Source organism: Streptomyces sp. CB02400 (assembly GCF_001905725.1).
GTDB classification, from domain to species: Bacteria; Actinomycetota; Actinomycetes; order Streptomycetales; family Streptomycetaceae; genus Streptomyces; species Streptomyces atrovirens.
This window is the reverse complement of the sequence record NZ_LIWB01000002.1, coordinates 323,583-343,755: the sequence shown is the minus strand read 5'-3', so window position 1 is coordinate 343,755 and position 20,173 is coordinate 323,583. Positions and strand designations below refer to the sequence as shown.

General features: G+C 70.9%; 19 protein-coding genes. 10 read left to right on the top strand and 9 right to left on the bottom strand.

Annotated elements, in window-relative coordinates; translation table 11 throughout:
* Positions 1-36 precede the first annotated feature (36 nt).
* Both AMK33_RS06685 and AMK33_RS06680 read left to right on the top strand, forming a co-directional pair.
* Positions 37-276 (top strand): heavy-metal-associated domain-containing protein, encoded by a 240-nt coding sequence (locus AMK33_RS06685; protein WP_073931798.1) that lies wholly within the window; start codon positions 37-39, stop codon positions 274-276.
* Between the two features lie 102 nt (positions 277-378).
* Complete coding sequence (locus AMK33_RS06680) at positions 379-2,622, top strand: heavy metal translocating P-type ATPase (protein WP_073931797.1); 2,244 nt, start codon at positions 379-381, stop codon at positions 2,620-2,622.
* A 651-nt stretch (positions 2,623-3,273) separates the two neighbouring features.
* Here AMK33_RS06680 and AMK33_RS06675 read toward each other — a convergent pair.
* Positions 3,274-4,563 (bottom strand): citrate synthase, encoded by a 1,290-nt coding sequence (locus AMK33_RS06675; RefSeq protein ID WP_073931796.1) that lies wholly within the window; start codon positions 4,561-4,563, stop codon positions 3,274-3,276.
* A gap of 219 nt (positions 4,564-4,782) precedes the next feature.
* Positions 4,783-7,068 (bottom strand): SF1B family DNA helicase RecD2, encoded by a 2,286-nt coding sequence (gene recD2, locus AMK33_RS06670; RefSeq protein ID WP_073931795.1) that lies wholly within the window; start codon positions 7,066-7,068, stop codon positions 4,783-4,785.
* Positions 7,069-7,134: 66 nt separating this feature from the next.
* Between recD2 and AMK33_RS06665 the strand changes: the two genes are divergently transcribed.
* Positions 7,135-7,737 (top strand): Uma2 family endonuclease, encoded by a 603-nt coding sequence (locus tag AMK33_RS06665; RefSeq protein WP_073931794.1) that lies wholly within the window; start codon positions 7,135-7,137, stop codon positions 7,735-7,737.
* Here AMK33_RS06665 and AMK33_RS06660 read toward each other — a convergent pair.
* The 5 genes from AMK33_RS06660 to AMK33_RS06640 form a co-directional block, all read right to left on the bottom strand.
* Complete coding sequence (locus AMK33_RS06660; protein ID WP_073931793.1) at positions 7,706-8,224, bottom strand: hypothetical protein; 519 nt, start codon at positions 8,222-8,224, stop codon at positions 7,706-7,708. The two genes, AMK33_RS06665 and AMK33_RS06660, sit on opposite strands and share 32 nt — an antisense overlap.
* Positions 8,225-8,455: 231 nt before the next feature.
* Entirely contained in the window at positions 8,456-8,845 is a 390-nt protein-coding gene (locus tag AMK33_RS06655; RefSeq protein ID WP_073931792.1) for a hypothetical protein, read from the bottom strand.
* Positions 8,846-8,876: 31 nt separating this feature from the next.
* Positions 8,877-9,065, bottom strand: a complete 189-nt coding sequence (locus AMK33_RS06650) for a DUF397 domain-containing protein (RefSeq protein WP_073931791.1) — start codon at positions 9,063-9,065, stop codon at positions 8,877-8,879.
* 7 nt (positions 9,066-9,072) lie between these two features.
* A complete protein-coding gene (locus tag AMK33_RS06645; protein ID WP_073932065.1) occupies positions 9,073-9,270 on the bottom strand; it encodes a DUF397 domain-containing protein in 198 nt (65 codons plus the stop codon).
* Between the two features lie 8 nt (positions 9,271-9,278).
* Positions 9,279-10,130, bottom strand: a complete 852-nt coding sequence (locus AMK33_RS06640; RefSeq protein WP_073932064.1) for a helix-turn-helix domain-containing protein — start codon at positions 10,128-10,130, stop codon at positions 9,279-9,281.
* Between the two features lie 219 nt (positions 10,131-10,349).
* Between AMK33_RS06640 and AMK33_RS06635 the strand changes: the two genes are divergently transcribed.
* Positions 10,350-10,754: an ATP-binding protein gene (locus tag AMK33_RS06635; RefSeq protein ID WP_073931790.1), complete on the top strand. Its 405-nt coding sequence runs from the start codon at positions 10,350-10,352 to the stop codon at positions 10,752-10,754.
* A gap of 27 nt (positions 10,755-10,781) precedes the next feature.
* Here the strand turns inward: AMK33_RS06635 and AMK33_RS06630 are convergent, their stop codons facing one another.
* Positions 10,782-11,411 carry a TetR/AcrR family transcriptional regulator gene (locus tag AMK33_RS06630; RefSeq protein WP_073931789.1) on the bottom strand — a complete coding sequence of 210 codons (630 nt, stop codon included), beginning with the start codon at positions 11,409-11,411 and terminating at the stop codon, positions 10,782-10,784.
* A gap of 105 nt (positions 11,412-11,516) precedes the next feature.
* On the opposite strand from AMK33_RS06630, the gene AMK33_RS06625 reads away from it, so the two are divergent.
* Complete coding sequence (locus AMK33_RS06625) at positions 11,517-12,569, top strand: aldo/keto reductase (protein WP_073931788.1); 1,053 nt, start codon at positions 11,517-11,519, stop codon at positions 12,567-12,569.
* Positions 12,570-12,979: 410 nt separating this feature from the next.
* Here AMK33_RS06625 and AMK33_RS06620 read toward each other — a convergent pair whose 3' ends face one another.
* Positions 12,980-13,633 (bottom strand): DUF7691 family protein, encoded by a 654-nt coding sequence (locus AMK33_RS06620; RefSeq protein ID WP_073932063.1) that lies wholly within the window; start codon positions 13,631-13,633, stop codon positions 12,980-12,982.
* Positions 13,634-14,068: 435 nt separating this feature from the next.
* On the opposite strand from AMK33_RS06620, the gene AMK33_RS06615 reads away from it, so the two are divergent.
* The 5 genes from AMK33_RS06615 to rbsD are packed head-to-tail and all read left to right on the top strand — an operon-like array spanning position 14,069 to position 19,983.
* Entirely contained in the window at positions 14,069-15,103 is a 1,035-nt protein-coding gene (locus tag AMK33_RS06615) for a LacI family DNA-binding transcriptional regulator (RefSeq protein ID WP_073931787.1), read from the top strand.
* Positions 15,100-16,626, top strand: a complete 1,527-nt coding sequence (locus AMK33_RS06610) for a sugar ABC transporter ATP-binding protein (RefSeq protein ID WP_073931786.1) — start codon at positions 15,100-15,102, stop codon at positions 16,624-16,626. The genes AMK33_RS06615 and AMK33_RS06610 overlap by 4 nt, the downstream gene beginning before the upstream one ends.
* A complete protein-coding gene (locus AMK33_RS06605; protein ID WP_073931785.1) occupies positions 16,616-18,574 on the top strand; it encodes an ABC transporter permease/substrate-binding protein in 1,959 nt (652 codons plus the stop codon). The genes AMK33_RS06610 and AMK33_RS06605 overlap by 11 nt, the downstream gene beginning before the upstream one ends.
* Before the next feature lie 30 nt (positions 18,575-18,604).
* Positions 18,605-19,597 carry a ribokinase gene (locus AMK33_RS06600; RefSeq protein WP_073931784.1) on the top strand — a complete coding sequence of 331 codons (993 nt, stop codon included), beginning with the start codon at positions 18,605-18,607 and terminating at the stop codon, positions 19,595-19,597.
* Entirely contained in the window at positions 19,594-19,983 is a 390-nt protein-coding gene (rbsD, locus tag AMK33_RS06595) for a D-ribose pyranase (protein WP_073931783.1), read from the top strand. The genes AMK33_RS06600 and rbsD overlap by 4 nt, the downstream gene beginning before the upstream one ends.
* The last annotated feature ends 190 nt before the right edge of the window (positions 19,984-20,173 follow it).

Sequence of the window (20,173 nt, the reverse complement as noted above, 5' to 3'; positions counted from 1 at the left end):
CCACCCATCATCCACACCTCGACGAGGAGCAACGACATGACCTCCCAGACCGACACCCAGGGCTCCGTCACCACGGTCTACAAGGTGAGCGGGATGAGCTGCGGACACTGCGAGGGCGCCGTCTCCGGCGAGATCTCCCAGCTCCCCGGCGTCAGCTCGGTGCAGGCGGTCGCCTCCTCCGGCGAGGTGACCGTCGTCTCCGCGGCCCCGCTCGACGAGGAGGCCGTCCGTGCCGCCGTCGACGAGGCCGGCTTCGAGCTGACGGGCAGGGCCTGAACCTCCGCGCGGCGTGAACCGGGTCGTACCGGCCACCCGTTCCCCGCGGCCCGGCACGCCACCGCTCCCGGAGCCCCGGACTTCGTCCCTGGAGATACGGACATGACCAGCACCACCGCCCCCGAGGCGCCGGCCGCCGGACAGCCGGCCCTCTCGGAGGTCGAGCTGCTCATCGGCGGGATGACCTGCGCCTCCTGCGCGGCCCGCGTCGAGAAGAAGCTCAACCGCATGGACGGCGTCACCGCCACGGTGAACTACGCGACGGAGAAGGCCCGGATCGCCTACCCGCCGGGCACCGAGGTCGCCGACCTGATCAGCACGGTGGTGCGGACCGGCTACACCGCCGAGGAGCCCGCGCCTCCGCGGGACGAGCCGCCCGCCTCGAAGGAAGCCGACCCCGAGCTGGCCGCCCTGCGCCGGCGCCTCACCGTCTCCGCGCTCCTCGCCCTCCCCGTCGTCCTGCCGGCGATGATCCCGCCGCTGCAGTTCGACAACTGGCAGTGGCTCTCGCTCACCCTCGCCGCACCCGTCGTGGTCTGGGGCGCCGCCCCCTTCCACCGGGCCGCCTGGACCAACCTCCGGCACGGCGCGGCCACCATGGACACGCTGGTCTCCGTCGGCACGCTCGCCGCGTTCGGCTGGTCCCTGTGGGCGCTGTTCCTCGGCGACGCGGGCATGCCCGGCATGCGGCACCCCTTCGAACTCACCGTCGCCCGCAGCGACGGCGCATCCACGATCTACCTGGAGGTCGCCGCGGGCGTCACCGCGTTCATCCTGCTCGGCCGCTACTTGGAGGCCCGCTCCAAGCGCCGCGCGGGAGCGGCCCTGCGGGCGCTGATGGAGCTGGGCGCCAAGGACGTGGCCGTGCTCCGCGACGGGCGCGAGGTGCGGATCCCTGCGGAGCGGCTGGCCGTGGGCGACCGGTTCGTCGTACGGCCCGGGGAGAAGATCGCCACCGACGGCACTGTCCTGGAGGGCGTCTCCGCCGTGGACGCGTCCATGCTGACCGGCGAGTCCGTCCCGGTGGACGTCGCCGTCGGCGACACCGTCACCGGCGCCACGGTCAACGCGGGCGGACGGCTCGTCGTCGAGGCGACCCGGATCGGCGCCGACACGCGGCTCGCGCGGATGGCGAAGCTGGTCGAGGACGCGCAGAACGGCAAGGCGCAGGTGCAGCGCCTCGCCGACCGGATCGCCGGGGTCTTCGTCCCCGTGGTGCTGCTGATCGCGGTCGGCACCTTCGGGACGTGGCTGGGCGCCACGGGCGACACCGCCGCCGCGTTCACCGCCGCCGTCGCCGTCCTGATCATCGCCTGCCCGTGCGCCCTGGGTCTGGCCACGCCGACCGCGCTGATGGTCGGCACCGGGCGCGGCGCCCAGCTCGGCATCCTCATCAAGGGCCCCGAGGTCCTGGAGTCCACCCGCAAGGTCGACACCATCGTCCTCGACAAGACCGGCACCGTCACCACCGGCCGCATGACCCTGCTCGCCGTCCACACCGCCGACGGCACCGACGAGCGGCGGCTGCTGCGGCTCGCGGGCGCCCTGGAGCACGCCTCCGAGCACCCCGTCGCGCGGGCGATCGCCGCGGGCGCCGAGGAGCGCGCCGGTGCACTGCCTCGCGCCGAGCACTTCGAGAACGTCCCCGGCCGGGGCGTACGCGGACGCGTGGAGGGCCACGAGGTGGCCGTGGGACGCCTCTTCGACGAGCTGCCGCCGGAGCTGGCCCGGGCCAGGGACGAGGCCGAGCGGGACGGGCGTACGGCCGTCGTGGCCGGCTGGGACGGGGTGGCACGCGGTGTGCTCGCGGTCGCCGACGCCGTGAAGGAGACCAGCGCCGAGGCGGTGCGCGAGCTGCGCGCGCTGGGGCTCACGCCGGTGCTGCTGACCGGTGACAACAAGGCCGTCGCCGAGGCGGTGGCGCGGAGTGTGGGCATCGACCAGGTGATCGCCGAGGTGCTGCCCGAGGACAAGGCCGACGTCGTACGACGGCTGCAGGGCGAGGGGCGCAGCGTCGCCATGGTCGGCGACGGCGTCAACGACGCGGCCGCGCTGGCCGTCGCCGATCTGGGTCTCGCCATGGGCACCGGCACGGACGCGGCGATCGAGGCGGGCGATCTGACCCTGGTCCGCGGTGACCTGCGGGTGGCCGCGGACGCGATACGGCTGTCCCGCAGGACGCTCGGCACGATCAAGGGCAATCTGGTGTGGGCCTTCGGCTACAACGTGGCCGCGCTGCCGCTGGCCGCGGCCGGGCTGCTGAACCCGATGATCGCCGGGGCGGCGATGGCGTTCTCCTCGGTCTTCGTGGTGACGAACAGCCTGCGCCTGCGGGCGTTTCATTGAGGTCTCAAGTTGGGGTGTACCCCTGTCGTCCGGTACGACCCTCACATAAGCTCTTCACACGGCTCGCGCATCTTCCTTACGCTTGAGTCCCGTGAGCGGTTTGCGGACTCTTGCGCCGCTAAGGGACATATGCAAGAGACGCAGATCACAGTGATCTGAACGTAACCATCGAAGGGGTTCGAAGGTCTAAGTTGGCGATGTCGGGCAGCGTCTTGGGGGGCGCTTCCTGACATCTGGGGAATGTCTTGGGGGACCTTCTCCGGAGATTGCGTTGCCGGGGCACGTACCCAGCGGGGAGCTTTGAGCGGCCCTCCCGAACGTGCGCTGTCCCGGCAGACCGCACACACCGACGAGTGCGGCGGGTTCAGGTCCGTCCGTACTCATACAGCGATTCAGGCGCTGTCCTCACAGACGCCCGGCCGGATCCCGTGGGGGGAATCCGCACCGGGACATGGGAAGGCGCCCTGGTTCGTCGGCCCGTGGGGGGACCGTCGGCCAGGGCGCCTTCTTCCTTGCTCATCACGCTTGCGGCTGCGCAGCACACCTAAAGGGGCGCGGGGAACTGCGCGACCAGCCACAGACCGGCCGGCAGCCGCCCACACCCCTTCAGCAACGAGCTACTAGGCGCACCACGCACCCCACCGGCAGGTGTCAGCGCTCCTCGACCGGGACGAAGTCGCGCTCGACGACGCCCGTGTAGATCTGGCGCGGGCGGCCGATGCGGGAACCCGGCTCCTTGATCATCTCGTGCCACTGGGCGATCCAGCCGGGGAGACGGCCGAGCGCGAAGAGCACGGTGAACATCTCGGTCGGGAAGCCCATGGCCCGGTAGATCAGACCGGTGTAGAAGTCCACGTTCGGGTAGAGGTTGCGCGAGACGAAGTAGTCGTCGGAGAGCGCGTGCTCCTCCAGCTTCAGCGCGATGTCGAGCAGCTCGTCGGACTTGCCGAGGGCCGACAGGACGTCGTGCGCAGCCGCCTTGATGATCTTCGCGCGCGGGTCGAAGCTCTTGTAGACCCGGTGGCCGAAGCCCATCAGGCGGACGCCGTCCTCCTTGTTCTTCACCTTGCGGATGAAGGAGTCCACGTCGCCACCGTTGGCCCGGATGCCCTCCAGCATCTCCAGCACCGACTGGTTGGCGCCACCGTGCAGCGGGCCCCACAGGGCGGAGATGCCTGCGGAGATCGAGGCGAACATGTTCGCCTGCGAGGAGCCGACCAGGCGCACGGTGGAGGTCGAACAGTTCTGCTCGTGGTCCGCGTGCAGGATGAGCAGCTTGTCCAGAGCGGCCACGACGACCGGGTCGAGCTCGTAGTCCTGCGCGGGGACCGAGAACGTCATGCGCAGGAAGTTCTCGACGTAGCCGAGGTCGTTGCGCGGGTAGACGAACGGGTGGCCGACCGACTTCTTGTACGCGTAGGCCGCGATCGTCGGAAGCTTGGCGAGCAGCCGGATGGTGGAGAGGTTGCGCTGCTGCTCGTCGAACGGGTTGTGGCTGTCCTGGTAGAACGTCGACAGCGCGGAGACCACCGACGACAGCATGGCCATCGGGTGGGCGTCGCGCGGGAAGCCCTTGTAGAAGTTCTTGACGTCCTCGTGCAGCAGGGTGTGCTGCGTGATCTCGCCCTTGAACGCGGACAGCTCGTCGACGGTCGGCAGCTCACCGTTGATCAGCAGGTAGGCGACCTCCAGGAAGGTGGAGCGCTCGGCCAGCTGCTCGATCGGGTAGCCGCGGTACCGGAGGATGCCGGCCTCGCCGTCCAGGTAGGTGACCCCGGATTTATAGGCGGCGGTGTTGCCGTAGCCGCTGTCCAGTGTCACCAGACCGGTCTGGGCGCGGAGCTTCCCGATGTCGAAGCCCTTGTCGCCGACGGTGCTGTCGATCACCGGGTAGGTGTACTCGCTGCCGTCGTACCGCAGTACTACAGAGTTGTCGCTCACGTCTTCCCTCACCGACCTAGTGCCTCATCTTCGAGGTGCCCTGACTGTCTCCACCATCCCCCACTCGGCGCAGGAGAGTGCACTCGGGGTCGACCATCGGGCCTATCGGCGGCACTGAGTGCCGCCAACTTGCCCATCCTGCCCCCTCTGTCCCCTGTCCGGAAGGGCTCTGTGACCTTCGTGACTCATTTGATCGATCATTTTTTGATGACGGGCCGCTCACAGGGGTGACGCGGGGGCCGAGAGGCGGGAGCCGGCGAGGCGGAAGTCCAGCGCCGTGCACCGGCGGCCCGCCGAGACCGTGCGCACCGCCTGTCCGATCGCCTTGCGGGAGCCGACGAGGACGACCAGCCGCTTGGCCCGGGTGACCGCCGTGTAGAGCAGGTTGCGCTGGAGCATCATCCAGGCGCCCGTGGTCACCGGGATGACGACCGCCGGGTACTCGCTGCCCTGGGAACGGTGGATGGTCACGGCGTAGGCGTGCGCCAGCTCGTCCAGTTCGTCGAACTCGTACGGCACCTCCTCGTCCTCGTCGGTCAGCACCGTCAGGCGCTGGTCGACCGGGTCGAGGGCGGTGACCACGCCCACGGTGCCGTTGAAGACCCCGTTCTCCCCCTTCTCGTAATTGTTGCGGATCTGGGTGACCTTGTCGCCGACGCGGAAGACCCGGCCGCCGAACCGCTTCTCGGCGAGGTCGGGGCGGCCGGGGGTGATGGCCTGCTGGAGCAGCCCGTTGAGCGTGCCCGCGCCGGCCGGGCCCCGGTGCATGGGGGCGAGGACCTGCACGTCACGGCGGGGGTCGAGGCCGAACTTCGCCGGGATGCGGCGGGCGGCCACGTCCACGGTGAGCCGGCCGGCCTCCTCGGTGTCGTCCTCGACGAAGAGGAAGAAGTCCTTCATGCCGTCGGTGACGGGGTGCTGCCCCGCGTTGATCCGGTGCGCGTTGGTCACCACACCGGACTGCTGGGCCTGGCGGAAGACACGGGTGAGCCGGACGGCGGGGACGGGGCTGCCGTCGGCGAGGAGGTCCCGGAGCACCTCCCCCGCGCCGACGCTGGGGAGCTGGTCGACATCGCCGACGAAGAGCAGGTGGGCGCCCGGGGGCACGGCCTTGACCAGCTTGTTCGCGAGGAGGAGGTCCAGCATGGACGCCTCGTCGACCACCACCAGGTCGGCGTCGAGCGGGCGGTCCCGGTCGTAGGCCGCGTCGCCGCCGGGCTTGAGCTCAAGGAGGCGGTGGACGGTGGAGGCCTCGGCCCCGGTCAGCTCGGCGAGGCGCTTGGCGGCGCGGCCGGTCGGGGCGGCGAGGACGACCTTGGCCTTCTTGGCGCGGGCCAGCTCCACGATCGAGCGGACGGTGAACGACTTGCCGCAGCCGGGACCGCCGGTGAGGACGGCGACCTTCTCGCTCAGCGCCAGCTTGACGGCGGCCTCCTGCTCGGGGGCGAGGTCCGTGCCCGTACGCCCCTTCAGCCAGCCGAGCGCCTTGTCCCAGGCCACGTCCCGGAAGACCGGCATCCGGTCCTCGTCGGTACGGAGCAGGCGCTGCAACTGGGCGGAGAGGGCCAGCTCGGCGCGGTGGAAGGGGACTAGGTAGACGGCGGTGACGGGGTCGCCCCCGTCGGGGGCGGGCACCTTCTCCCGTACGACACCGGGGTCCTCGCCGTCCTCCTCGGGCTCGGCGGCGAGTTCGGCCAGGCACTCGATGACGAGGCCGGTGTCCACCTGGAGGAGTTTGACGGCGTCGGCGATCAGCTTCTCCTCGGGTAGGTAGCAGTGCCCCTGGTCGGTGGCCTGCGAGAGGGCGTACTGCAGGCCGGCCTTCACCCGGTCGGGGCTGTCGTGCGGGATGCCGACGGACTGGGCGATCTTGTCGGCGGTGAGGAAGCCGATGCCCCAGACGTCGGCGGCGAGCCGGTACGGCTGGTTCTTCACGACGGAGATCGAGGCGTCGCCGTACTTCTTGTAGATCCGTACGGCGATGGAGGTGGACACCTCGACGGTCTGGAGGAAGAGCATGACCTCCTTGATCGCCTTCTGCTCCTCCCAGGCGTCGGCGATCTTCTTGGTCCGCTTGGGCCCGAGCCCGGGGACCTCGATGAGGCGTTTGGGCTCCTCCTCGATGATCGTGAGGGTGTCGATGCCGAAGTGCTGCGTGATGCGGTCGGCGAAGACGGGGCCGATGCCCTTGACGAGGCCGGAGCCGAGATAACGCCGGATGCCCTGGACGGTGGCGGGGAGGACGGTCGTGTAGTTCTCGACGTGGAACTGCTTGCCGTACTGCGGGTGCGACCCCCAGCGTCCCTCCATCCGCAGGGACTCCCCCACCTGGGCGCCGAGCAGCGCGCCGACGACGGTGAGCAGATCACCGGCGCCCCTGCCGGTGTCGACCCGGGCGACGGTGTAGCCGTTCTCCTCGTTGGCGTAGGTGATGCGCTCCAGGACGCCTTCGAGGACGGCGAGCCGGCGTTCACCGGGGGCGGCGGCTGCGGACTGGTTGGGCATGGTCCGACGGTACCCGCGGGGACTGACAGGGCGGCCGGAGAGTCGCCCCCTCAGTACTCTGGGCTCATGGACTACGCCAAGATGCGCGCCATCGCCGCGGAGCTCGGGGCCTACTCGGAACAGCTCGAGGGGTCGTGGAGTGTCGAGATCGGGCCGTCCGGTCCGATACTGGCGATGATGTGCCCGTCGAAGCGCCACGAGGGGACCGTCCGCCGCATCTGCAAGCAGTTGGACGCACAACTGCTCCGCACCCACCCCGGTCACATCTGTGCGAACGGGCCCGAGATCGAGCACCCGGCCATCGGGCGCATGCGCCGGCCCGATGCCGTCGTGATCCCCGAGGCCACCCTCGACGAAGAGGGCCTGGCCGTCGACGCGACGCAGGTGCTGGCCGCTGTCGAGATCGTCTCACCGTCCAACCCGGGCAACGACTACGACGACAAGTTGGCCGACTATCCGGCCATGGGCATCCCGCACTACATGATCGTCGACCCGCGCACCGGCACGATCGAGGTGCACTCCGAGCCGTGCAAGGGCCGCTACAGCAGCAAGGAGCCGTACATCTTCGGCGACTCGGTGCCGTTCGGGCCGTGGACGGTGGAGACGTCGGAGTTCCGCAGGTACGGCAGGGACGGCTCTAGCAGCCCGGCTCGACGCCGCTGTTCGTGAACGAGTCGGCGTTGACCGAGTAGCCGGCCCCGGTGGTGAGGTCGGGGCGGTCCTCGTGGCCGTCCTCCGCGAGGCCCTCGGCGGTAAGGAAGACGACCCGCAGGGTCATGTCCTCCTTGACGAAGCACAGGTCGCCGGACGGGGCTTCGGGGTCCGGATCCCATCCGTCCCGTACCGCTGCCCTCCGGTAGTGGGCGGTGACCTCGGCCTCCGTGCCGGGGAAGGCGTAGGTCCGGCCGGCGTACACCGAGACGTCACCGCTGTCCGCCCAGCAGCCCGCGTCGACCTCCTCGAAGCCCCGGGCGACGGTGGCCCCGGCGGGCCGGGAGTCGAGGATGCCGAGCGCGGCCATCTCCCTCACCCGGCCGTCGGTCCCCTCGCAGTCCCTGGTGAGCTCCTGCAACGCGCAGCCGGTGAGCGTTCCGGCCGCGAGCACGGTCGACAGGAGCAGGAGCGCGGGGCGGGTGGTGCCTGTCCGTATGGGCAAAGCGGGCTCCAGGATGCGAGTGGGACGGAAGGGGGCCGCCGGGCAGGGCGGCTGTCCGTGAGACCGCGGAACGGTGTGGCCCGGTTCCACGGAATCGCTCCGAGCAGCGGTGCCAACGGAGTTGCCGTCGTGCCGGTTTCCGCCGGTCCGGGTTCCTTCAGCACTTCGAGGAGGTGGGCGAAGGCGGGAGCGGGGCGGTCCGGCGTTCGCCGTACGCGCGGTCCGGCCCGGTCACACGGGTATGAAACCCGGCCACCACGGCGGGACGTTCCCCGGGCACACGGGGTCCGGGTAGGAGTCCGGCACACCGATCCAGGTGACCAGGAACCACGTGCAGCACACGGTGAACAGGAACCCCGCCGCCAGGGCCGCGCGCCGGTGGCGTCCGCCGAGGACGCCGTACAGGACACCGAGCGGGATCGCCGTGGCGATCCAGATCAGCGGGGCGAGGACGAGCAGGGTCAGGGAGTTCGCCGCCGCGCCGACGCCGATGTCGCACGCCGCCCACACCCGCCCGATGACGACTGTGGAGACGAGCGAGGTGAGGCCTCCGAAGAGGACACCGAACGGGAAGGCCCCGGCCCGGTTCGTCGAAGGGCTTGCCCGCCCCGCTTCCACCATCGATCGGCCTCCGTGGTCGTAGGGGCGGAGACTACCAACGCCGGGGGTGCGTCCTGAGGGCTTCGAGGAAGGAGGCGAAGGCATCGGCGGGGAAGGTGAGGGGGGATCGGGCGGGGGCCTTGGAGTCGCGGACGGCGGCATGGGTGGAAGAGGTCGCGATCTCCACGCAGTTGTTGCCGTCGCCGCCTCCGGAGTAGGACGACTTGCGCCAGTTCTCCATGGGTTCCTCAAAGCCTCCCGGCCGTCTCCTTGATCGCTCGCACGAAAGCGCCGAAGGCTTCGGTGGGGAAGGCGAGTGTTCCGTTCGTGGGGGCCTTGGAGTCCCGTATGGCCACGAGGGCGCGGGTGTGCGCGATCTCAAGACACGAGTTGCCGTCACCAGGTCCTGAGTAGGAGGACTTTCGCCAAGTACGGGGGGTGCCCATGAGCTGCCTCACAACTCCTTCGTCAACCTGTGGATGAAGTCACGTGACCGCACCGGGTCGAGCGACACAGCCTCCACTTTACGGAAGAGAGTTCGAAACGAACCGAGTTGGGCCTCTGCGTCAATGAACGCGGTACCGACGGGTGTGTCACGTACCACGGTGTCGAGCTTTGGCACCATGCCTCCGACGTACGCCATGGCGCTCGCAGCGCCCGCGAACCCTTCGAGGTCGAGGGGGATCACGCGCACGGTGATGTGGTCCTCCTCGGACACCTCAAGAAGGCGAGAGAGCTGCGCTCGTGAGGCAGCGCGGTCTCCGACCATGATCCGAAGTGCTGATTCATGAATGACCGCCTCGTACGGAGTGGGCTCGGGGCCCTCAAGGATCACCTTGCGCTGCATGCGGTGTTGAACACGTAGCTCAAGCTCCTGGGTGGGCAACTCGGGGACCCGGTAGGCAAAGACGGAGCGGGCGTACTCCTCTGTCTGGAGCGGGCCGGGAACGTACAGGAACTGGACCTCCTGCAGAAACGTGGCGTGATGCTCCAATTCCGCGAGGTCGAGAAAGGGAGTGGGCAGCAGGGACCTGTACTGCTCCCACCACCCACGTGTCCGGTCGGTCGCCATCGCCACCAAGGCATCCACGAACTCGGGGTCCGTACAGGCGTAGTGGGAAGCGAGGCGGCGCAACCGCTCTTCACTCACTCCCGAAAGACCGGACTCGATATGACTGACCTGCACCGGACTCACCCCGAGCAGTGTCGCCGCCTGCCGTGCGCTCAGACCTGCCGCGTCACGCAGTCGCCTGAGCTCTACCGCCAGGCGCAACTGACGGGCCGTTGGTTCACGCCTGGTCGTCATCGACCACTCCTCATCGAACGGGCAGGAGGACATGACTCGTTCGACGTCAGATTACGGGACAGGCTTGCTTAACCGAAACATTAACCCCTACCGTCAGTGACGCGACGCACACCGTGCGAAACCGGCCCGCCGGAAGCGCACCGCCCCGTCCTGCCGTGACGGCCGCGGCAATGACACCGGGGCCGATTCCAACTCCCCGCACCCGAATTGGAGTCCCGCATGCCCGAAAACGAACCGTGGGAGTACTCCTTGTACATCCCCAACGACCTCCGCGCCGTCACCGTCAGCCGCCGCACCCTCCGCCTGATCCTGACCATGCACGGGCTGATCCGCCTCGTCGACGTCGCCGAACTCCTCGCCACCGAGCTGGTCTCCAACGCCGTGCGGCACACCAAGGGCCCCGCCGGCCTGCGCGTGCACTGGTCACCGCCGGGGACGTTGCGGATCGGGGCGTGGGACGCGGACCCTCAACCTCCCGAGCCGCCGAGGCAGTTCGAAGACGAGGTGGAGGACGGGCGGGGACTGGCGCTGGTGCGGGCCTGCGCCGACGTGTGGGGGTGGCAGCCGCTGGCCAGACAGGGCAGCCGGGGCAAGTACGTGTGGTGCGAGGTGTCGGCGGGCTGACGGGGAGCCGGGCCGCGCGCGAGCCCGTCACGTACGGGCTTCGCCGCCCCGCACGTACGCTCCCGCGCGTGCCGCCGCCGCGGCGGCCTCGGCGGCCCGGTCCGCGGCCGCTTCGTCGAGGGGGGCGCCGGTGGTCAGCAGGCGGTAGTAGAGCGGGGCGGAGACGGCGCGGATCACCTCGTGGACGTCGGTGCCCTCGGGGACCTCGCCCCGGTCGACGGCCTGTTGGACGCAGGGCGCCCACTCCCTGACGCGGATGTCGTAGAAGCGGTGCAGGGCCTCGGCCGTCTTCGCCTCGCAGGTGGCGGCGGCGATCACCGCCTTGAACAGTGCTCCTTGCCGCGGGTCGGCCAAGGTGCGCCGCACGAGCCGGGCGTTGGCCTTGAGGTCACCGAGCAGCGAGCCGGTCTCGGTGCGCGGCAGTGACTGCTCGGCCATGTCCAGCAGCAGATCGGCCACCAGGCCGGTCACCGTTCCCCAGCGGCGGTAGACGGTGGTCTTGCCCACCTCGGCGCGGCGCGCGACGTCGGCGAGGTCCAGGTGGGCGAAGCCGTGTTCCGCCAAGGCGTCCCCGGCCGCCCGCAGCACCGACGCCCGCACCCGCGCCGTGCGCCCACCAGGACGGACGGTCCCCGGATCCGTACCCTCAAACCCCATAACGGGACTCCAGTTCCATTAATCGCTCACACCTGTTACGTTGGGGTCCACACTAACGGAACTCCAGACCCGTTAGCCAGGTCGTGTGATGGGAGAGGAACAGCCATGGAGTACAGGCAGTTGGGCGCTTCCGGCCTCAAGGTCCCCGCACTGAGCTTCGGCGCCGGCACCTTCGGCGGCCAGGGGCCGCTGTTCGGCGCCTGGGGCACCACGGACGCGCGGGAAGCGCGACGTCTCGTGGACATCTGCCTCGACGCCGGGATCACGATGTTCGACACCGCCGACGTCTACTCCGGCGGGGCCTCCGAGGAGGTGCTCGGCGAAGCGATCAAGGGCCGCAGGGACCAGGTGATCGTGTCCACCAAGACCGGCCTGCCGATGGGCGACGGTCCCGGCGACGCGGGCACCTCCCGTTCGCGCCTGATCACCGCGTGCGAGGACGCCCTGCGCCGGCTCGGCACCGACCACATCGACCTGTTCCAGCTGCACGCCTTCGACGCCGGGACGCCGGTCGAGGAGGTCCTGTCCGCGCTCGACGACCTCGTACGGGCGGGGAAGGTCCGCTACCTCGGCATCTCCAACTTCTCCGGCTGGCAGGCGATGAAGTCCCTGGCGAGCGCGGAGAGGTACGGCCACCCGCGCTATGTGGCCCATCAGGTCTACTACTCGCTCGTCGGCCGCGACTACGAATGGGAGCTGATGCCCCTCGGGCTCGACCAGGGCCTCGGAGCCCTCGTCTGGAGCCCGCTCGGCTGGGGGCGGCTCACCGGCAACATCCGCCGTGGCCGGCCGCTCCCGGCCGGCAGCCGGCTGCACCGGACCGCGGACTACGGCCCGCCGGTCGAGGACGAGCACCTCTACCGCGTGGTCGACGCCCTCGACGAGATCGCGCGGGAGACCGGCAGGAGCATTCCGCAGATCGCCCTCAACTGGCTGCTGCGGCGGCCGACCGTCTCCTCCGTCATCATCGGCGCCCGCAACGAGGAGCAGCTCCGCCAGAACCTCGGCGCCGTCGGCTGGACGCTCACGCCCGACCAGACGGCGAGACTCGACGCGGCGAGCGCCAGGACCGCGCCCTACCCGTACTTCCCCTACCAGCGCCAGGAAGGCTTCGCCCGCCTCAACCCGCCCGTCGTCGCACCTCCGTCCGCCGCGTGAGGACCGGCGCGGTCGGTGGTGCTCCGCAGGGCCGGCGCACCTGATCGGCGAAGGAGCGCCGACCATGAAGTCCCCGGCCGGACCGGACGCCGTCCAGTGGCGGACACCGACCCACGTCCACGGCCCGGCCGTGGACGTGCCCGACCTGGTCAGGGCGCTCCACCAGGGCACGGTGTACTCGGCGTCGGCACCCGCCGTTCCCTTCCCCGCGCCGCCCGCTCGGCGCCACACCCTTCTCCGAGGACCACGAGGACGAGGAACTCCGGGCGGTCGCCCGAAGGTTGCTCACACCCTCCTGAAAACCGGGAGCACCTCGATCCGCGGTGTCCACGTTCCGCTCGTCCGAGTGCGCACGTCGCGTTCGCCCGCCGGATGCTCACCCTTTTCAACCGGGAGGCGGCCACCGCCACTCAGCCCGTGATGGAGAAGAAGATCGTGTCCTGGGTGTACCAGTCGATGTTCTTCGTGGCGTACTCCCATTCCGTGTGCTCGAACTCGAGCTTCTCGGCCAGCTCCCGGAGGTCGTACCGGAAGTCCTCGTCCACCCGGTCCAGCACCGCACGGTAGGCGTCGGCGGCCGGCTTGGCCCTGGCCAGCGGGAACATGCCGATGTGCGGCCCGTCCACGGGGAAGGGGACGGGGAAGGGGATCTCCTCGGGCGGCCCGGAGAACAGGTGGTCGTGCAGCAGGAGATCGGCGCTCACGCCCGCACGGCGCAGCTCTTCGTCGAGCAGGCCGAAGAAGGTGGAGGGCTTGGAGTAGACACCGAGGTCGGCGGGGTCGGAGGCGTTGCAGTCGATGATGTGCTGGAGCGCGCGGTAGTAGGCTCCCGCCGCATACTCGGCCCCGGAACGCGCGTGACCGGCCACGAGGTGCTCCAGCGCCTCGGGGACGGTCAGGCCCAGGTCGATGTCCTGACGCTCCAGTTCCCGCTGGCTCTCCCGCGCCTTCTCACGCATGATCCCGAGGCGCCGCGCCTGATCGGGTGTCAGGTCGTCCGCGGCTCCGATGAAGGCCAGGACGTCGGCTTTGTCGGCGGTGCTGTACGAGATGATCCGGCTCATGATCGTCATACTGTCAGCCGCCACTGACACCGAGGGTCGGCCCGCACGTTGACCGCCGGCAGGCCGACGGCAGGGAGGCGGCCGGCCGGAGCCCGGCAGGGAGACCGTTCGGCGGCGCGTCCGGGGTGAGCGACTCGGAGCGGCGGGTGCTCCGAACCGGCTCCGCGGGTCCCCGCCCACCGCCAGGGCGGCGCCACGTCCCGTGCGGCCCTCTCCCGCCTCGTGCTCCTCTCCGGCGGCCGGAACCCTCCAGTCCGGGCACCTCCTTCCGCACAGCCCCGGAAGAAGGCGGTACACAGAACCCGGTCGCCCGGGGTATACCGCCGCCCCCGCGGTCACGATTCGGTTTCGGCCACCCCGCACCCTCTTGCCAGCCGCTCGTGTAATCGATTCCAATCCTCCGTGTAATCGATTCCACGAGGAGGTGGAACGGCGATGGCGAGCATCAAGGACGTCGCCGCGCGGGCCGGGGTGTCCGTCGCCACGGTGTCGCGCGTCCTGAACGACCATCCGTCGGTCAGCGCGGACGCCCGCACCCGCGTGCTGGCCGCCGTCGAGGCGCTCGGCTACCGCCCGAACGCCGTCGCCCGGTCGCTGCGCACCGATCAGACCCGCACCCTCGGGCTGGTCATCAGCGACGTGATGAACCCGTACTTCACCGAGCTGGCCCGCTCCGTCGAGGAGGAGGCCCGCGCGCTCGGGTACAGCGTGATCATCGGCAACGCCGACGAGCGGCCCGATCTCCAGGACCACCATGTGACGACGCTGCTGGACCGCCGTATCGACGGGCTGCTCGTCTCCCCCACCGACGGCGGGTCGCCGGGCATGCTGGACGCCGCCCGCGCGGGCACGCCCATGGTGTTCGTCGACCGGTGGATCCCCGGCGTGGACGTGCCCGTCGTCAGGTCGGACGGGCGCGGCGCCGTACGGGACCTCGTCGCGCACCTGTACGGGCTCGGGCACCGGCGGCTCGCGATCATCGCCGGGCCCGCCGCCACCACCACCGGCCGCGAGCGCGTGGACGCCTTCCGGGAGGCGCTCGGCGCGTACGGGCTTCCCCTCCCCGACGCCTACATCGGCCAGGGCGACTTCCAGGCCGACAGCGGGCGCCGGGTCACCGAGGGCTTCCTCGACCTGGCCGAGCCGCCCGAGGTCGTGTTCGCCGCCGACAACCTGATGGCGCTCGGCGCGCTGGACGCCGTACGCGCGCGGGGGCTGCGGGTGCCCGACGACATCGCGCTGGCCGCGTTCGACGACATCCGCTGGTTCGTGCACACCGATCCGCCGGTCACCGCCATCGCCCAGCCGACCGGCGCGCTGGGCCGGGCCGCCGTACGCGCGCTCGTCGACCGGATCGAGGGCAGACCCGGCGAGTCCGTCACCCTCCCCGCCCGGCTCGTCGTACGCCGCTCGTGCGGTGAGCCGGTACCCCCACAGTCCCCGTCCCCCGTACGAAGGAGTACGTCGTGAGCAACCCGGACGAGTTGCTGCGCATCGAGGGCATCCGCAAGACCTTCCCGGGCGTGGTCGCGCTCGACAGCGTCGACTTCGACCTGCGCCGGGGCGAGGTGCACGTGCTCCTCGGTGAGAACGGCGCCGGCAAGAGCACGCTGATCAAGATGCTCTCCGGCGCCTACACGCCCGACACCGGCCGGATCACGGTCGGCGGCGAGGAGGTGCGCATCCACGGTGCGCAGGACTCCGAGCGGCTCGGGATCGCCACCATCTACCAGGAGTTCAACCTCGTCCCCGATCTGACGGTCGCCGAGAACATCTTCCTCGGGCGGCAGCCGCGCCGGTTCGGGATGATCGACCGGAAGACGATGGACGCCGATGCCGAGGTGCTGCTGAGGCGCGTCGGGGTCGACGTCTCCCCCCGGGCGCGCGTGCGCGAACTCGGTATCGCGCGGCTCCAGATGGTCGAGATCGCCAAGGCGCTCAGCCTGGACGCGCGCGTGCTCATCATGGACGAGCCGACCGCCGTGCTGACCTCCGAGGAGGTCGAGAAGCTGTTCGCCATCGTGCGGCGGCTGCGCGAGGACGGCGTCGGGATCGTGTTCATCACCCATCACCTGGAGGAGATCGCCGCCCTGGGGGACCGGGTCACCGTGATCCGGGACGGGCGCAGCGTCGGGCAGGTGCCCGCCTCCACGCCCGAGGACGAGCTCGTACGGCTCATGGTCGGGCGGTCGATCGAGCAGCAGTACCCGCGTGAGCGTGCCGACGCCGGTGACGCGCTGCTCAAGGTGGAGGGGCTGACGCGGGACGGTGTCTTCCACGACGTGGGTTTCGAGGTGCGGGCCGGTGAGGTCGTCGGCATCGCGGGGCTCGTCGGCGCCGGGCGGACGGAGGTGGTCCGGGCGGTGTTCGGGGCCGATCCGTACGACGCCGGGGCCGTGCACGTCGCGGGGATCCCGCTGCGCCGCCACGACGTGAACGCCGCCATGGCGGCCGGCATCGGGCTCGTGCCCGAGGACCGCAAGGGGCAGGGGCTCGTCCTCGACGCCTCCGTCGAGGAGAACCTCGGCCTGGTCACCCTCCGGTCCGCCTCCCGCGCGGGGCTCGTCGACCTCAAGGGTCAGCACGAGGCCGCCGAGCGGATCGCCGGACAGCTCGGCGTGCGGATGGCCGGCCTCGGGCAGCATGTGCGCACGCTGTCCGGCGGCAACCAGCAGAAGGTCGTCATCGGCAAGTGGCTGCTGGCGGACACCAAGGTGCTCATCCTCGACGAGCCGACGCGCGGCATCGACGTCGGCGCGAAGGTCGAGATCTACCAGCTCATCAACGAACTGACGGCCGCCGGTGCCGCCGTGCTCATGATCTCCAGCGATCTGCCGGAGGTGCTCGGCATGAGCGACCGGGTGGTGGTCATGGCGCAGGGGCGCGTCGCGGGCGAACTCACCGCCGAGCAGGCCACCCAGGACGCCGTGATGGCCCTCGCCGTCAGTACTACTCCCCACAGCAACGGAACGGAGGCCTCCCGTGGCCACTGACACGCTCAAGGGCAAGCCGGGCGCGCAGGGCGGCGCCACGGCCGGCCTGCGCCGCCTGCTCCTCGACAACGGCGCGCTGACCGCGCTGATCGTCCTCGTCATCGCCATGTCGGCGCTGTCCGGGGACTTCCTGACCGCCGACAACCTCCTCAACGTCGGCGTGCAGGCCGCCGTGACCGCGATCCTCGCCTTCGGCGTCACCTTCGTGATCGTCTCGGCGGGCATCGACCTGTCGGTCGGTTCGGTCGCCGCGCTGTCCGCGACCGTGCTGGCGTGGAGCGCGACCGAGGCCGGGGTGCCGGTCGTGCTCGCGGTGCTTCTCGCCGTCGCGACGGGCATCGTCTGCGGTCTGGTGAACGGTTTCCTCGTCTCGTACGGGAAGCTGCCGTCGTTCATCGCGACGCTGGCCATGCTGTCGGTGGCGCGCGGTCTGTCGCTCGTCATCTCGCAGGGCTCGCCCATCGCCTTCCCGGACCCGGTCTCCCACCTGGGTGACACGCTCGGCGGCTGGCTGCCCGTGCCGGTGCTCGTGATGGTCGTCATGGGGCTGCTGACCGCCTTCGTGCTCGGACGGACGTACATCGGCCGTTCCATGTACGCCATCGGCGGCAACGAGGAGGCCGCGCGGCTGTCCGGTCTGCGGGTGAAGCGGCAGAAGCTCGCCATCTACGCGTTCTCCGGGCTGTTCGCCGCCGCCGCGGGCATCGTGCTCGCCTCCCGGCTGGCCTCCGCGCAGCCGCAGGCCGCGCAGGGCTACGAGCTGGACGCGATCGCCGCCGTCGTCATCGGCGGCGCCTCCCTCGCGGGCGGCACCGGCAAGGCGTCGGGCACGCTGATCGGCGCGCTGATCCTCGCCGTGCTGCGCAACGGGCTCAACCTGCTGTCCGTCTCCGCGTTCTGGCAGCAGGTCGTCATCGGTGTCGTCATCGCGCTGGCCGTCCTCTTCGACACGCTGCGCCGCAAGGCGGGCGCGACCACCCCGGCCGCCGGGGCGTCCGGGAACGGGAACAGGGGCAGGCAGGCACTGACGTACGTCATCGCAGCGGTCGTCGCGGTGGCCGTCGTCGGCGCGACCTCGCTGCTGCACAACGGGTCCTCGGCCGGCAGGACGCAGAAGATCGGCCTGTCGCTGTCGACGCTCAACAACCCGTTCTTCGTGCAGATCCGCAACGGCGCCGAGGAGGAGGCGAAGAAGCTGGGTGTGGACCTGACGGTCACGGACGCGCAGAACGACGCCTCCCAGCAGGCCAACCAGTTGCAGAACTTCACCAGCGGCTCCCTCTCTGCGGTCGTCGTCAACCCGGTGGACTCCGACGCGGCCGGTCCCGCCGTGCGCGGCGCCAACAAGGCCGGCATCCCGGTCGTCGCCGTGGACCGCGGGGTCAACGAGGCGGACACGGCCGCGCTGGTCGCCTCCGACAACGTCGAGGGCGGTCAGTTGGGAGCGAAGGCGCTCGCCGAGAAGCTCGGCGGCAAGGGCACCATCGTCATCCTCCAGGGGCAGGCCGGCACCTCCGCCAGCCGGGAGCGCGGGGCGGGCTTCGCGGCCGGGCTGAAGGAGTACCCGGGCATCGAGGTCGTCGCCAAGCAGCCCGCGGACTTCGACCGCACCAAGGGCCTGGACGTGATGACGAACCTGCTCCAGGCGCACCCCGACATCGACGGTGTCTTCGCCGAGAACGACGAGATGGCGCTCGGCGCGATCAAGGCGCTCGGCTCGAAGGCCGGGAAGTCGGTCCAGGTCGTCGGGTTCGACGGTACGCCGGACGGGCTGAAGGCGGTCGAGGCCGGCACGTTGTACGCGTCCGTCGCGCAGCAGCCGTCGGAACTGGGCAGGATCGCGGTACGGAACGCGCTGCGGGCCGCCGAGGACGAGAAGGTGGAGAACATGGTGAAGGTGCCGGTGAAGGTGGTCACCCAGGAGAACGTGGCCGGCTTCGAGGGCTGACCGGCTGACACCGAGATCGGGGAGCGATTCATGTACGACTACGACCTCCTGGTCGTGGGATCGGCCAACGCCGACCTGGTGATCGGGGTCGAGCGCCGGCCCGGCGCCGGGGAGACGGTGCTCGGTTCCGACCTGGCCGTCCACCCGGGCGGCAAGGGCGCGAACCAGGCGGTCGCGGCCGCCCGGCTCGGTGCCCGTACGGCCCTGCTGGCGCGGGTCGGCGACGACGGGCACGGGCGGCTGCTGCTGGACTCGCAGCGGGCGGCCCGGGTGGACACGGTGGGCGTGCTGGTCGGCGGGGCGCCCACCGGGGTCGCGCTGATCACGGTGGACCCGTCGGGGGACAACAGCATCGTCGTCTCGCCGGGCGCCAACGGCCGGCTGACGCCGGCGGACGTGCGGGCGGCCGGGAGCCTGTTCCACGCCTCCCGGGTGGTCTCCGCGCAGTTGGAGATCCCGCTGGAGACGGTGGTGGAGGTGGTGCGGAGCCTGGTGCCGGGCAGCCGGTTCGTGCTGAACCCGTCCCCGCCGCGCCCGCTTCCGGCGGAGGTGCTGGCGGCCTGCGACCCGCTGATCGTCAACGAGCACGAGGCGAGGGTGATCCTGGGCGACGACGCCGGGACGGGTGACGAGCCCGAGGAGTGGGCGCGGCTGCTGCTGGCGAAGGGCCCGCGTTCGGTGGTGGTGACGCTGGGCGGCGAGGGCGCGCTGGTGGCCTCCGCCGACGGTGTCGCCCGCGTCCCGTCCGTCAAGGTGCGCGCCGTGGACACCACCGGTGCGGGTGACGCGTTCACCGCCGCGCTGGCCTGGCGTCTCGGCGCGGGCGAGCCGCTCGCCGAGGCGGCGGCGTACGCGGCCCGGGTGGGCGCGGCGACGGTCACCAAGGAGGGCGCGCAGGTGTCCTTCCCCACGGCGGAGGAGGTCGACGGGCTGCGCCGCGCCGATCCGGGGGGCGGCCCCCGGACCCCCGGCCGGGGGCCGGACGGCGCGTCCGGCGTCGACCCGGAAGGCGGCACCCGGTGAAGAAGCACGGGATCCTGAACCGGCATCTCTCCGGCGCCCTGGCCGAGCTCGGGCACGGCGACGGGGTGCTGGTGTGCGACGCCGGGATGCCGATACCCGGCGGGCCGCGCGTGGTGGACCTCGCCTTCCGCGCGGGGGTGCCCTCGTTCGCGGAGGTGCTGGAGGGGCTCCTCGACGAGCTGGTCGTCGAGGGCGCCACGGCCGCGTCCGAGGTGCGGGACGCCAATCCGGCGGCGGCCGAGCTGCTGGCGGGTCACTTCCCCGGCCTCGGCCTGGTCCCGCACGAGCGGCTCAAGGAGCTGAGCGCCGGCGCGCGGCTCGTCGTGCGCACCGGCGAGGCACGGCCGTACGCGAATGTGCTGCTGCGCTGCGGGGTGTTCTTCTGAACCAGGCCGTACGCACTTGAGGCGTACGCGCTTCGAGGGGGCCCGGTCCGTCGACCGGGCCCCCTCGGTCCCTCCCCCGTCAGAACCCCTCAAGTCCCCCCCGGGTCCCCTCCCAGGAGTCCTGACTCCAAGTACGACCCGCGAGGTGCGGGGAGGGTTGCACGGTCTCTCCGGAATTTTTTCCGGCCCC

Bases quoted from the DNA above. Each gene is read 5' to 3' on its own strand.
- AMK33_RS06685 (WP_073931798.1), top strand. From the start codon at position 37: ATGACCTCCCAGACCGACACCCAGGGCTCCGTCACCACGGTCTACAAG.
- AMK33_RS06680 (WP_073931797.1), top strand. From the start codon at position 379: ATGACCAGCACCACCGCCCCCGAGGCGCCGGCCGCCGGACAGCCGGCC.
- recD2 (WP_073931795.1), bottom strand. From the start codon at position 7,068: ATGCCCAACCAGTCCGCAGCCGCCGCCCCCGGTGAACGCCGGCTCGCC.
- AMK33_RS06665 (WP_073931794.1), top strand. From the start codon at position 7,135: ATGGACTACGCCAAGATGCGCGCCATCGCCGCGGAGCTCGGGGCCTAC.
- AMK33_RS06655 (WP_073931792.1), bottom strand. From the start codon at position 8,845: ATGGTGGAAGCGGGGCGGGCAAGCCCTTCGACGAACCGGGCCGGGGCC.
- AMK33_RS06650 (WP_073931791.1), bottom strand. From the start codon at position 9,065: ATGGAGAACTGGCGCAAGTCGTCCTACTCCGGAGGCGGCGACGGCAAC.
- AMK33_RS06645 (WP_073932065.1), bottom strand. From the start codon at position 9,270: ATGGGCACCCCCCGTACTTGGCGAAAGTCCTCCTACTCAGGACCTGGT.
- AMK33_RS06640 (WP_073932064.1), bottom strand. From the start codon at position 10,130: ATGACGACCAGGCGTGAACCAACGGCCCGTCAGTTGCGCCTGGCGGTA.
- AMK33_RS06635 (WP_073931790.1), top strand. From the start codon at position 10,350: ATGCCCGAAAACGAACCGTGGGAGTACTCCTTGTACATCCCCAACGAC.
- AMK33_RS06630 (WP_073931789.1), bottom strand. From the start codon at position 11,411: ATGGGGTTTGAGGGTACGGATCCGGGGACCGTCCGTCCTGGTGGGCGC.
- AMK33_RS06625 (WP_073931788.1), top strand. From the start codon at position 11,517: ATGGAGTACAGGCAGTTGGGCGCTTCCGGCCTCAAGGTCCCCGCACTG.
- AMK33_RS06620 (WP_073932063.1), bottom strand. From the start codon at position 13,633: ATGAGCCGGATCATCTCGTACAGCACCGCCGACAAAGCCGACGTCCTG.
- AMK33_RS06615 (WP_073931787.1), top strand. From the start codon at position 14,069: ATGGCGAGCATCAAGGACGTCGCCGCGCGGGCCGGGGTGTCCGTCGCC.
- AMK33_RS06600 (WP_073931784.1), top strand. From the start codon at position 18,605: ATGTACGACTACGACCTCCTGGTCGTGGGATCGGCCAACGCCGACCTG.